The following is a 13603-nucleotide window of genomic DNA, read 5'->3' on the forward strand; positions in this document are numbered from 1 at the left end:
TGTCCAGGTCATCAATCACACAGGGAGGGCGCATGACCGACGAGCCCACGGTTGAGCCGATCGCGATCATCGGCCTGTCGTGCCGGGTCCCTGGAGCGGGTGACGCGCAGCAGTTCTGGCGCAACCTCGCCGACGGCGTGGAGTCGCTGACCACCTACACGCTGGACGAGCAGCGGGCGCTGGGCGTGTCCGAGAGCACACTCGCCGACCCGGCCTTCGTGCCGGCGGCGATGGTGATGGACGACCATCAGGGCTTCGACGCGGCGTTCTTCGGCATGTCGATCAGGGAGGCCGAGGTTCGCGACCCGCAGCACCGGCTGTTCCTCGAGCTGTCGCACACGGCGCTGGAGGACGCGGGCTACGACCCGTTCCGCTACCCGGGAGAGATAGGCGTCTACGCCGGGTCGGGTTCGGACTTCTACCAGTGGATCAACATCCGCAGCAACGCCCAGGCGCACGCCAACGCCGGATGGCTGGCCATCATGGTCGGCAACCACGTCGACTACTGCGCCACGCTCGCCTCCTACAAGCTCGACCTGCGCGGTCCCAGCTACACCGTGCACACCGCGTGCTCGACGGCGCTGGTGGCGCTGCACATCGCGTGCGAGGCGCTGCGCAACGGCGAGTGCGACATCGCGCTGGCCGGAGCCGCCATGCTCGACCTGCCGCAGGGTCAGGGCTACGTCTACGACCAGGACGGCATCGTCTCCCCCGACGGCCACTGCCGCCCCTTCGACGCCAACGCGGGCGGCACGATCTGGGGCAGCGGCGGCGGCGTGATCGTGCTGAAGCGGCTGTCGGAGGCGATCGCCGATCGCGACAACATCCGCGCGGTCGTGCGCGGCAACGCGATCAACAACGACGGCGCGGGCAAGGTGGGCTTCTCCGCGCCGAGCATGGACGGCCAGGCCGCGGTCATCGCCCAGGCGCTCGGCGTGGGCGGCGTGGACCCGCGCACGGTCACCTACGTCGAGGCGCACGGCACCGGCACCGCGCTCGGCGACCCGATCGAGGTGGCGGCGCTGTCCAGCGTGTTCGCGCGGGACACGAGCGACACCCAGTGGTGCGGCATCGGCTCGGTCAAGAGCAACATCGGCCACCTCGGGCAGTCCGCGGGCGTGGCCAGCGTGATCAAGGCGGTGCTGTCCCTGGAGAAGGGGCTGATCCCGCCGACGCTGCACTACGAGAGCCCCAACCCGAAGATCGACTTCCCGTCGAGCCCGTTCTACGTGGTCTCCACTCCGGTCAAGTGGGAGCGCAACGGCTTCCCCCGCCGCGCGGGCGTCAGCTCCTTCGGCATCGGCGGGACCAACGCGCATGCCGTACTCGAGGAGGCTCCGCCGCGGGCGGCGCTCCCCCGCGAGCGGCCCGCTCACCTGCTGAAGCTGTCGGCCAGGACCGACGCCGCGCTCGCCGCGGCGCGGGAGCGGCTGGCCGCCCACCTCGCCGAGCACCCGGACGCCGACCTTGCTGACGTGGCGTTCACGCTGCGGGTGGGCCGGCGCGAGCTCAAGAGCAGGGCCGCGGTGGTGGCGACCTCGCCCGCCGACGCGATCGCCGCGCTGGCCGACCCCAAGCGGATCGTCTCGGGGAGCAAGCCGAAGCGGGCGCCGCAGGTGGCGTTCCTGTTCTCCGGCCAGGGCGCGCAGTACGGCGGCATGGCGGCCGAGCTGTACGAGAACGAGCCCGTCTTCCGCGAGGCCGTCGACGAGTGCTCGGCGATCCTGGACATCAGGGAGCAGATCTTCGCCACCGGCGAGGAGGCCGACGAGCGGCTGCGGCAGACCTCGCTCACCCAGCCGGCGCTGTTCACCGTCGAGTACGCGCTGGCCAGGCTGTGGCTCTCGCTCGGCGTCGAGCCCGCGGCGATGATCGGGCACAGCATCGGCGAGTACGTGGCCGCGACCATCGCCGGCGTGTTCACGCTGCCGGACGCGTTGCGCCTGGTGGAGGCGCGAGGGCGGCTCATCCAGGGCATGCCGACCGGCTCGATGCTGGCCGTGCAGCTCATGCCGGACGAGGTCGCGCCGCTGCTGCCCGACGACGTGTCGGTGGCGACGGTCAACGGCCCCGGCACGTGTGTGGTGGCAGGGCCGTCGGCGTCGGTGCGCGAGCTGGCCGAGATGCTGGAGGAGGAGGGCGTCGGCTGCACCGCGCTGCGCACCTCGCACGCCTTCCACTCGGCGATGATGGAGCCGATGCTCGGCGAGTTCCGCGCGCTGGTCGCGGCGACCGAGCTGAGCGCGCCGAGCCTGCCGTTCCTGTCGAACGTGAGCGGCACGTGGATCACCGCCGCCGAGGCCACCGACCCGTCGTACTGGGCCAGGCACGTGCGGGAGCCGGTGCGCTTCGGCGACTGCGTCGCGAACCTGATCGCCGACGGCGAGTGGATCATGATCGAGTGCGGGCCTGGCCGCCAGCTGTCCGGGCTGGCCAAGGCCCAGCTGCCGGCCGGCGCGGTCGGCCCGCTGCCGTCGCTGCCTGGGCCGCGCGACAAGGCCGGGGACGTGCAGGTGTTCTCGCAGGCCGTGGGCGCGCTGTGGGTGAACGGCGTCGAGCTGGGCGACTTCGGCGCCCCGGGCTACCGGGTGTCGCTGCCCGGCTACGCGTGGGAGCGGCAGCGCGCCTGGATCGACCCCGACCCGCAGGGCGCGTGGGTCGGCGGCGTCGCCAGGGCCCAGCAGGTGCAGGGCAACCTGCCGCCCGAGCGGTGGTACGGGGTTCCGGTCTGGCGGCAGGCGTCGCCGGGGCCGTCCCGCCCCGAGCCGGTGACACGGTGCCTGGCGTTCGTCGACGACGACTCGGCCGCGCTGGCCGCCGCGCTGCGCGCGTCGGGCGCCGAGGTGCTGGAGGTACGGCAGGGCGCCGGCTTCACCGCCGACGGCGACCGGTTCACGGTACGGCCGGCCGTACGGGAGGACTACGACGCCCTGCTGGAGGCGGTCGGCGAGGTGCCCGAGCGGATCGTCCACGCGTGGGCGACGGCAGGCGCGCAGGACACGTGGGAGGCGCAGGAGCACGGCTTCTTCGGCGTCCTGGCCCTGGTGCAGGCGCTGTCGGCGGCGCAGCCCGCGGGCGGCGTCCAGCTCGATCTGGTCACCACGGGGACGATGGACGTCGTCGGCGACGACCTGACCAGGCCCGAGCACGCGACGCTCGCGGCGTTCGCGCGGGTGGTGCCGCTGGAGACGCCGTGGCTGCGCGTGCGGCAGATCGACGTCGCGGGGACCGACTGGGTCAGGGGCGCGGCGGCCGAGCTGGGCAGGCAGGCCGAGCCTGGCGAGGCGGGGCTGCTGGCTCCTGTCGGACTGCGTGGAGGCCGGCGCTGGCTGCTCGGCTACGAGCAGCTGGAGGTGGCCGAGGAGCCGGGCGAGCCGCGCGACGGCCAGGTGTACGTGATCACCGGCGGTCTGGGCGGCATCGGCATCTCGCTGGCCGAGGACCTGGCCGCGCGGGCGCGGGTGCGGCTGGTGCTGCTCTCGCGCGGCGGCCTGCAGGACGGGCCGCCGCGCTCGGCGCGCGAGGCCAGGGCCGCGGCGGCGATCCGCCGGATGGAGGAGGCGGGCGCTCAGGTGCTGTGCTTCGCCGCCGACGTCACCGACGCCGCCGACATGCGGCGGGTCAGGGACGAGACGCTGGCCGCGTTCGGCCGGGTGGACGTGCTCGTGCACGCGGCGGGCCTGCCCGGCGGCGGCATGGCCGAGGTCAAGGAGCGCGAGGCGGCCGAGGCCGTGCTGCGGCCCAAGGTGCTCGGCACGCTCGCGCTCCAGGCCGCCTTCGGCGATCTCGAGCTCGAGGCGGTGGTGCTCTGCTCGTCGATCACCGCGGTGGCCGGCGGGTTCGGGCAGATCGACTACTGCGCGGCCAACAACTTCCTCGACGCGCACGCACGCGCAGGGCGCGGCTGGAACACCGCCCAGCTCGTCAGCGTGAACTGGGGCAAGTGGCTGGAAGTCGGCATGGCCGCGGAGACGGCGGCACCCGCGGGGTTCGTCGCCCTGCAGCGCGGCGACCGGATCAAGGCGATCGACCACCCCGTGATCAACGCCAGGCACGAGGGCGAGAGCCTCGACTGGTGCAGCGGCACGCTCTCTCCCCAGACCCACTGGGTGCTGGACGAGCACCGCATCTCCGAGGTGCCGGTGCTGCCCGGCACCGGCCACGTCGAGCTGGCCAGGACCGCCGCCGAGGCGGTACTGCCCGGCGACGGGCTGATCGAGCTGCGGGACGTGGTCTTCGTCGAGCCGCTGTCGGTGGCCGACGGCGCGACCGCCGAGGTGCGGGTGATGTTCACGCCCGAGTCCGACGGCGCCGAGTTCCAGGTGCAGAGCATCGTCGGCGACTCCCACCGCACCCACGCCCGCGGCGTGGCGGCCAAGGTGAACCCGGGCGCCGTCGACCGCGTGGACCTGCGGACGATCATGGACCGCTGCGCGCTGTCGCCTGACGGCCAGGGCGGGGTTCCGCTGTCGGGCCTGCTGACGCTGGGCGCCCACTGGGGCAGGAACCTGAGCAGCGCGCACGTCGGCCGGCACGAGGCGCTCGGCCTGTTCGAGGCCGACGACGTGGTGCTGGAGGACCTGGACCGGTGGGGGCTGCACCCGGCCCTCATGGACAGCGCCACCTCGTTCAGCTGGGTGGAGGTCGAGGGTCACTACCTGCCGCTCGGCTACGGCCGGATCACCGTGCGGGACCGCCTGCCCGAGGCGTTCTGGAGCCACCTGCGCATCACCGCCAGCGACACCGACGAGGTGCTGGCCGTGGACGTGACGCTCATCGCGCCCGACGGCACGGTGCTGGTGCAGATCTCGGACTACGTGCTGCGCCGCATCGACACCGACTCCGTCGTCGCGGGGGTCGTCGCCAACGCCGACTCCCAGCGCGAGGGGAGCACGGTGGCGGCCACCCCGGAGGACGCCGTCGGCATCAGGCCCGCGGAGGGGGCGCAGGCGCTTCGCAGGCTGCTGGCCGCACCGCTGGGCCCGCAGGTCGTGGTGGCGGCCACGCCGGTCGCCGACCTGATAGCCGGCGTCGGCTCGCTGACGCAGGAGACGGTCGAGTCCGAGCTCGATCCCGCGGCCGTCGCCGATCGCCAGGCCAGATCCCCCGGCGAGGGCTACGTCGCGCCGCGCGGCGAGGTGGAGACCACGATCGCCAGGCTCTGGGGCGAGGTGCTCGGCGGCGAGCACATCGGCATCGACGACGACTTCTTCGAACTGGGCGGCAACTCGCTCATCGCGGTCCAGCTCATCGCCCTCATCCGCAAGGAACTGGGCGTGCGGCTGCCCATGCGCAGCCTGTTCGAGGAGCCGACCGTGGCGGGGGTCGCGGCGCTCATCGACGAGGCCAGGCGCGCCCCCGCCGCCGATCCTGCCGGTCAGACCATCCCACGGCTTCCGCGAAGGAGCGAGCAGTGAGCGACGTCAAGGTCGTGCTCAACGACGAGGAGCAGTACTCGATCTGGCCGGCGGGCAGGGAGAACCCCGCGGGCTGGCACGACGCGGGCTTCTCCGGCACCAAGGACGAGTGCCTTGCCCACATCGAGCAGGTCTGGACCGACATGCGGCCGAAGAGCCTGCGTGAGGCCATGGACGGAGGAAGCGTTCTGTGAGCGACGCCTTCCCCGCATCATCCGGCCAGGAGCGCATGTGGTTCCTGGCCCGCTTCGAACCCGACCTGGCCGTCTACAACATCGGCATGCTGATGCCGATGACCGCCAGGCAGCCGGTGGATCCGCGCCGCCTGGAGCAGGCGATCGACCTGGTGGTGCGTCGGCACGAGGCGCTGCGGACCACGTTCGAGTTCAGGGACGGTCAGGTCACGCAGATCGTCACCGGCTCCGCCCCGCCGGCCTCGGTCACCGAGACCGACCTGACCCACCTGCCCGCGGCCGAGCGGGAGCCGGAGCTCAAGCGGCTGGCCAGGGCTGACGCGGCGGCGCCGTTCGTGCTGGAGCAGGCGCCGCTGTGGCGGGCCAGGCAGGTCCGCATGGCCGACGACGACCTGAGGCTGGTCATCGTCTTCGACCACACCGTGTTCGACGGCGTCTCCAGCATGATCCTGGTCGAAGAGCTGGAGGAGTGCTACGACGCGATCGGCGAGGGCAGGGCGCCCAAGCTGGCGGAGCTGCAGATCCAGTTCGCCGACTTCGCGGTGTGGCAGCGCGGTCGCCTGACCGGCGAGTTCCTGGAGAAGGAGCTGGCCCACTGGCGGCAGCGGCTCGCCGGTGTCCCGGCCGACCTGGGTCTGCCCGGCGACCGGCCGCGTCCGGCCCGCCGTACCTATCGGGGAGAGATGCGGCTCGGGGCCTACTCCCCCGAGCTGAGCTCCCGGCTGGAGCGGCTCGCCAAGGACCTCAACACGACGCTGTTCACGGTGATGCTCACCGCCTACGCGGCCGTGCTGTCGCGCTGGTCGGGCCTGGACGACATCGTGGTGGGCACCCCGATCGCCGGGCGCCTGCTGCCGGAGACCGAGCCGGTCATCGGGATGTTCGTCAACGCGGTGCCGCTGCGCGTGGACCTGTCGGGCTCGCCGAGCTTCCGCGAGGCGGCCACGCGGGTGCGCGCCACGGTGGCCGAGGCGCTGGACCACCAGGAGCTGCCGTTCGAGCGGCTGGTGGAGGACCTGCAGCCGACCAGGGACCTCAGCGTGCCGCCGCTGTACCAGGTGATGTTCAACCTGGCCAGCGGCACCAACGAGGGGCAGATCGCCAACGGCACCGCGAAGGTCGACATCCAGCTCGACCTGAACATGCGCGACGGCAGGCTGCACACCCGGCTGGAGTACGCCACCGACCTGTTCGACCCCGAGACGATCGAGCGGTTCGACGACCAGCTGCGCACGCTGGTCGAGGCCGCGGTCGCCGACCCCGACCAGGCGGTGGAGACGCTGCCGGTGCTCACGCCCGAGGCGCGCGAGCACGTGCTCGCGCTCGGCGCGGGCGGGGAGCTCGAGCGACCGGAGACCACGCTGTCCGCGCTCGTCGAGGCGCAGGCGGCGGCCACGCCCGACGCGCCCGCCGTCGTCTTCGGCGACACCACCCTGACCTACGCCGAGCTGAACGCCCGCGCCAACCGGCTGGCCCGCTGGCTACGGAAGATCAGGGTCGGGCGCGGCCACCCCGTCGCGGTCTGCGCCGAGCGCTCGCCCGAGCTGGTCGTGGCGCTGCTCGCGGTGCTCAAGGCGGGCGGCGCGTACGTGCCGCTCGACCCCGAATACCCGCGGCACCGGCTGGCGTACATGCTGTCCGACAGCGGCGCCAGGGTGCTGCTGACGCAGCGGCACCTGCGCGAGGCGCTGCCAGGGGGCTCGGTCAAGCCGGTGCTCCTGGAGGACGACTTCGACGAGCCGTCCGACGACCTGGACCCGGTCACCGGCCCCGACGACGCCGCCTACCTGATCTACACCTCCGGCTCGACCGGCCGGCCGAAGGCGGTGGTCAACTCCCATCGCGGGATCGTCAACCGGCTCGCCTGGATGCAGGACAGGTTCGGGCTCACGGCGTCCGACGTGGTCATGCAGAAGACGCCGACCAGCTTCGACGTGTCGGTGTGGGAGTTCTTCTGGCCGCTGGTCCAGGGCGCGAGCCTGGTGCCGGTCCGCCCCGGCGGTCACCGCGACCCCAACCACCAGCGCGACCTGATCAAGCGGCACGGCGTCACCACGATGCACTTCGTGCCCTCGATGCTGGCGCTGTTCCTGGAGGAGCCCGGCATCGAGTCGTGCACGTCGCTGAGGCGCGTGGTGTGCAGCGGCGAGGAGCTGACGCCGCGGATGGCGGCCCGCTTCTTCGAACGGCTGCCCGGCGTCGAGCTGCACAACCTGTACGGCCCGACCGAGGCGGCCGTCGACGTCACCGCCTGGAAGTGCGAGGACGTCGAGGGACGCGCCACGCTGCCGATCGGCCGCCCGATGCCGGGCTGCCGCCTGCACGTGCTCGACGAGCGGCTGGAGCCGATGCCCGTCGGCGTGCCCGGGCACCTGCACATCGGCGGCGTCCAGGTCGCCCGCGGCTATGCGGGCCGCCCCGGTCTCACGGCCGAGCGGTTCGTGCCCGACCCTTACGGCCCGCCGGGCTCCCGGTTGTACGCCACCGGCGACCTGGCCAGGCTGCGGCCCGACGGCGAGCTGGAGTTCCTCGGCCGGATCGACGACCAGGTGAAGGTGCACGGCTGGCGGGTCGAGCCCGGCGAGGTGGAGGCGGCGCTGGCCGAGGACCCGCGTGTGCGGCGGGCCGTGGTGGCGCTGCGCGACGACGCTCCAGGCGGCCGCGGGCTGGTCGCGTACGTGGACTGGTCGGGCGAGTCGCACGAGCTGGCCCACGCCATGCGCACCACGCTGGCCCGCAAGCTGCCGCCGCCGCTGCTGCCGCAGGCGTTCGTGCAGGTGTCGGAGTTCCCGCTGGGGCCGAGCGGCAAGCTCGACAGGGCCGCGCTGCCGGCGCCCACCGGGCCTGGCCGCACCGACCTCGGCACCGCCTACGCCGAGCCTGGCACGCCGCTCGAGGCCGAGCTGTGCGCGCTCTGGGGCGAGCTGCTGGGCCGCGACCGGGTGGGCGTGGACGACGACTTCTTCGAACTGGGCGGGCACTCGCTGCTTGCGGTGCTGCTGGTCACCCGGTACAGGGAGGTCTACGGGATCGAGATGGACCTGCGGGTCTGCTTCGAGCTGACCACGGTGGCCGAGCAGGCGCTGGCCGTACTGGAACTGCAGCTCGGCGACGCCGAGCTGGACGCGCTGCTGGCGGAGGACCCTGTGGAGGATGCGGACGCATGAGCGACATGCGGGGACGGCTGGCGCGGCTGAGCCCGGAACAGCGCGCGGCGCTGGAGCGCAGGCTCCGGCGGCAGGCACCGGTGCGCGCGGCGGGCATCCCGCCGCGCCCCGACCCGGACGGCCCCGCGCCGCTGTCCTACGGGCAGGAGCGGCTGTGGTTCCTGCAGCGGTTGGATCCGGCCGACGCCTCCTACAACATGTTCATGGTGCAGCGGCTGCGCGGTCGGCTCTCGATCGAGGCGCTCGGGCACGCCCTGGACACGCTGGTGGCGCGGCATCCGACGCTGCGGGCGCGCTTTCCCGCGGACGAGGGCAGACCGGTGCAGGTGGTCGAGCCGTCGATGAAGCTCGAACCGGCCATCGTGGACCTGGGCGACGTCCCCGCGGCCGAGCGGGAGGGGCGGGCCACGACGCTGGTCGCCGAGCTCACGAACACCCCGTTCGACCTGGCCGCGGGGCCGCTGGTGCGGGTGCACCTGCTGGCGCTGTCGGACACCGACCACGTGCTCTGCCTGGTGCTGCACCACATCGTGGCCGACGGCTGGTCGCTGAAGCTGCTGCTCGGCGAGCTGGTCAGCGCCTACGCGGCCGCGTCGCGCGGCGGCCGGGCGGACCTGCCTGAGCCGTCGCTGGACTACCGCGACTTCGCGGCGTGGCAGCGCTCCCGTGAGCCCTCGCAGCGCGACCTCGACTACTGGCGCGCGCAACTGGCAGGGCTGGAGCCGCTCGAACTGCCGGTGGACCGGCCACGGCCGGCCGTGCGCACGCCCAGCGGCGACTACAAGGTGCGCAGGATCGGCGCCGAGCTGACCGCTCGGCTGGAGCGGCTGGCCCGTGACGAGCGGTGCACGCTGTTCATGGTGCTGCTGGCCGCCTACCAGACGCTGTTGTGGGCGCATTCCGGACAGGACGATGTCGCGGTCGGCTCGGTGATCGCCGGGCGCGACCGGCCCGAGCTGCAGGACGTCGTCGGCTTCTTCCCCGAGACGCTGGTGCTGCGCGGCGACCTGTCGGGCGACCCGTCCTTCCGTGACCTGCTCACCCGCACCAAGGCGACGGTCCTGGACGCCTTCGCCCACCAGGACATCCCCTTCGAACGCCTGCTCAACGACCTCGGCGTTCGCCGTGACCTGAGCACGACGCCGCTGTTCCAGGCCATGTTCGTGATCCAGGACAAGGACGCGTCCGCGCTGCCGCTGCCGGGAATCGAGGTGGAGGTCTTCGACCCTGGCGCGGCACAGGCCAAGTTCGACCTGATGCTGGACGTCACCCAGCGCGAGGGCACCCTGTACGCCCTGCTGTCCTATGCCGCCGACCTGTTCGACGAGGAGACGGCGACCCGGCTGCTGCGCAGGTGGGAGCGGGTGCTGGAGACGGTGGCCGACTCCCCTGAGGCGTCGCTGTCGGCGTTGCGGGCCGCGATGACGCTGCCGGAGGACCGGCTGCCGGAGGCAGGGCCCGCCGCCGAGAGCGCGGCGCGCGACGTGGTCGAGCTGTTCGAGGAGCGGGTACGGCTGTCGCCGTCCGCGGTCGCGGTCACCCAGGGCTCGCGCAGCCTCACGTACGCGGAGCTGTCCTCGCTTGCGTCACGGCTGGCCGGACGGCTGGTCGAGGCGGGCGTGGGAGCGGAGACCGTGGTGGGCCTGTGCGCCCGCCGCTCGGTCGAGCTGATCGCCGGGATGCTGGCCGTGGGCAGGGCGGGCGGCGCCTACCTGCCCCTGGACCCCGCCTACCCGGCCGAGCGGCTGCGGTGGATGCTGCGGGACTCAGGGGCCGAGGTGCTGCTGTCGGAGGACGGCCTGCTGGAGTGCGACCTGCCGATGGTCTCGCTCGGCGATCCAGGCGAGGACGTCGCGGGACTCGCCGGGAACCCCAGGTCACTGGCCTACGTGATCTACACCTCTGGCTCCACCGGACGGCCCAAGGGCGTCGAGGTGCCCCGCGAGGCGCTGGCCGCGCGGGTGGACTGGATGCGGGCCGCCTACGACGTCGGACCCGGCGACCGCGTCCTGCAGTTCGCGTCGGCGAGCTTCGACACGCACGCGGAGGAGATCTACCCGGCGCTGGCGGCGGGCGCCGAGCTGGTCCTGTGCCCGGACGAGCCGCTGCCCGACTTCCTGAAGACCCCCGCGGGCGCCGCGCTGACCGTCATGGACCTGCCCACCTCCTACTGGCAGGAACTGCTCGCCGCCGGCGCCGCCTGGCCGCCGGAGCTCCGGCTGCTCATTCTCGGCGCCGACCCGCTTCCCGGTCCCGCCCTGGCCGCCTGGTACGCGTCGGGGCCACAGGGCGCCCGTGTGGTCAACAGCTACGGCCCCACGGAGACGACGGTCATCGCGACCGCCGCCGAGCTGGACCCGTCGGAGTCCGAGCGGCGCCCGACCGTGGGCCATCCGCTGTCGGGCACCACGCTGGAGGTGCTCGCCCCCGACGGCGGACCCGTCCCTCCGGGTGTGGCGGGCGAGCTGTACATCGGCGGGGCGGGCCTGGCCCGCGGCTACCGCGGCGCGCCCGCGCTGACCGCCGAGCGTTTCCTGCCCGGTCCCGGCGGCACGCGCCGCTACCGGACAGGCGACCGCGCCCGCTTCCGACTGGACGGCCGGCTGGAGATCCTGGGCAGGCTCGACCGGCAGGCGAAGGTGCGCGGCTACCGGGTGGAACCCGGTGAGGTCGAGTCCTGCCTGCTGTCGCATCCCGCGGTGGCCCAGGCGGCCGTGGTGGTCCGCGACGGCGGCCTGATCGCCTACGCCGTGCCGGGCGCGGCCGGAGATTCGGGCCTGGAGGCCGCCCTGCGCGAGCACCTGGGCGCGGAGCTGCCGCCGCACATGGTGCCGGGGGCGATCGTCCTGGTGGACCGGATCCCGCTCACGCCCGGCGGCAAGGTCGACCAGGACGCGCTGCCCACGCCCGAGCGGCGCGCCGCCACCGGGTACGAGTCGCCCGCGACGGCGGCCGAGGAGCTGGTGTGCGCGGTGTGGGCCGAGGTGCTCGGGCTGGAGCGGGTGGGCGCGCTGGACGACTTCTTCCAGCTCGGTGGCCACTCGCTGCTGGCCACCAGGACCACGGCCAGGATCGCGGCCGCCGCCGAGCTCGACGTGCCGCTGAAGCTGGCCTTCACCCACCCCACCCCGCGTGACCTGGCCGCCGCGCTCGAACGGCTGGCCGAGGCGGAGTTCGACGAGGCGGGCGACGCCCGGACCGACAGCGACGGGACCGGTTCAGGTGAGACCGGCGGCGGCGAGGAGGCGAACGCGCGTGGATGAGCGGCGGGCCCGGCTCGAGGCGCGCTTCCGCAAGGCCGTGACCGGGCTGAACACCGAGCAGCCGATCGCGCGCCGGCCCGGCGGGGTGGCGCCGCCGCTCTCGTTCGCGCAGGAGCGCCTCTGGTTCATGGAGCAGTTCGCTCCCGGCACGGGGGCGTACGTGCTGCCCGCCTCCGCCCGGCTGCGCGAAACCGTCGACGTGGCGCTGCTGCGGGAGCGGCTCGACGCCACGGTGGCGCGGCACGAGAGCCTGCGGATGACTTTTCCCGCCGGGCCGGACGGCCGGCCAGAGGTGCGCGTCGCCGCGTCGTCGCGGGTGCCGCTGCGGGTCGTGGACGCGGCGTCGGAGGAGGAGGCCAGGCGACTGCTCGGCGCCGAGCTCGCTCTGCCGTTCGACCTGGCCACGGGGCCGCTGCTGCGCGCCCTCCTGGTACGGCTCGCCCCCGACGACCACGCGCTCCTTGTCGCCGCCCACCACATCGTGACCGACGGCTGGTCCGCCGACCTGATCCTGCGCGAGCTGCTGAACGACCCTGGCCCTCCGCCAGGGATCGGCTTCGGCGACTACGCGCTGTGGCAGCGGGAGCGCCTGACCGGTGACGTGCTGGAGCGCGATCTGGCGTTCTGGCGCGCTGAGCTGGCCGGGGTGGCGCCGCTGGACCTGCCGCTCGACCTGCCGCGCCCTCCCGTCCAGGGGATGAAGGGCGGCTGGTGCGATCTCTCGGTGGACGCGGAGGTGACAGGACGGCTGCGTGGGCTGGCCCAGAGCGAGGGGGCGACGCTGTACATGGCGTTGCTCGCCGCCTTCCAGGTCCTGCTCGGCCGGTGGTCGGGCGCGGCCGACTTCGTGGTGGGCTCGCCGGTGGCCGGGCGGAGCAGGCCGGAGTTCGAGTCCGTGGTGGGGTTGTTCGTCAACCTGCTGCCGATGCGGGCCAGGCTGGGGGGCGATCCCGGGTTCGCCGAGCTGCTCCGCCGTACCAGGGACGCGGCGCTGGAGGTCTACGGGCACCAGGAGCTGCCGTTCGAGAAGCTGGTGGCGGAGCTGGACCCGGTGCGCGACGTCAGCAGGCCGCAGTTGCAGGTGCTGCTCGCCCTGCAGAACTACCGGGCCGGCGGTGAGGGCTTCGAGCTGGACACCTCGACCACCCGCTTCGATCTGGAGTTGTACGTCACCGAGGCCGGCGAAGGGCTGACGGGGCGGTTCGTCTACAACAGCGAGCTGTTCCTGCCGGAGACGATCGAGCGGCTGTCGCGGCGGTTCGAGGCGCTGCTGCGGGCGATCGTGGCAGGGCCGGAGACACCGGTGGGCGAGCTGGAGTTCCTGCCGCCGGAGGAGCGGGAGCTGGTGGTGTCCCGCTGGAACGCCACCGACCGGGAGCATCCAGGCGGGACCCTGCACGGCCTGGTCTTCGAACAGGCAGAACGCACCCCCGACGCCACAGCCCTGGTATTCGAGGGCGACCGGCTGACCTACCAAGAGCTCGCCCAGCGGGCGCGAACCGTGGCCGCCCACCTGCGCGACGCGGGAGCACACCCCGACCAGCCCGTCGGCGTCCGCATGG

General features: G+C 73.4%; 5 protein-coding genes. All 5 read left to right on the top strand.

Translation table 11 applies throughout. From position 1 onward, the window contains the following. Nucleotides 1-32 precede the first annotated feature (32 nt). The gene (locus ACFSKW_RS16505) at nucleotides 33-5417 is read left to right on the top strand and encodes a type I polyketide synthase (protein WP_379573122.1); all 5385 of its coding nucleotides are present in this window, start codon (nucleotides 33-35) and stop codon (nucleotides 5415-5417) included. After that, nucleotides 5414-5611: an MbtH family protein gene (locus ACFSKW_RS16510; protein ID WP_379573123.1), complete on the top strand. Its 198-nt coding sequence runs from the start codon at nucleotides 5414-5416 to the stop codon at nucleotides 5609-5611. Before ACFSKW_RS16505 ends, ACFSKW_RS16510 begins: the two co-directional genes overlap by 4 nt. Further along, nucleotides 5608-8778, top strand: coding sequence for a non-ribosomal peptide synthetase (locus tag ACFSKW_RS16515; protein ID WP_379573124.1), 3171 nt, complete (start codon nucleotides 5608-5610; stop codon nucleotides 8776-8778). The genes ACFSKW_RS16510 and ACFSKW_RS16515 overlap by 4 nt, the downstream gene beginning before the upstream one ends. Then, nucleotides 8775-12041 carry an amino acid adenylation domain-containing protein gene (locus ACFSKW_RS16520; protein ID WP_379573125.1) on the top strand — a complete coding sequence of 1089 codons (3267 nt, stop codon included), beginning with the start codon at nucleotides 8775-8777 and terminating at the stop codon, nucleotides 12039-12041. Before ACFSKW_RS16515 ends, ACFSKW_RS16520 begins: the two co-directional genes overlap by 4 nt. Next, nucleotides 12034-13603, top strand: a 1570-nt coding sequence (locus ACFSKW_RS16525) for a condensation domain-containing protein (RefSeq protein WP_379573126.1), incomplete at its 3' end; no start/stop codon positions are given. The genes ACFSKW_RS16520 and ACFSKW_RS16525, both read left to right, overlap by 8 nt.

Source organism: Nonomuraea mangrovi (assembly GCF_042681425.1).
GTDB lineage: Bacteria > Actinomycetota > Actinomycetes > Streptosporangiales > Streptosporangiaceae > Nonomuraea > Nonomuraea mangrovi.

Excerpts from the sequence above, each read along its gene's own strand:
- ACFSKW_RS16505 (WP_379573122.1), top strand. The coding sequence starts at position 33 with ATGACCGACGAGCCCACGGTTGAGCCGATCGCGATCATCGGCCTGTCG.
- ACFSKW_RS16520 (WP_379573125.1), top strand. The coding sequence starts at position 8,775 with ATGAGCGACATGCGGGGACGGCTGGCGCGGCTGAGCCCGGAACAGCGC.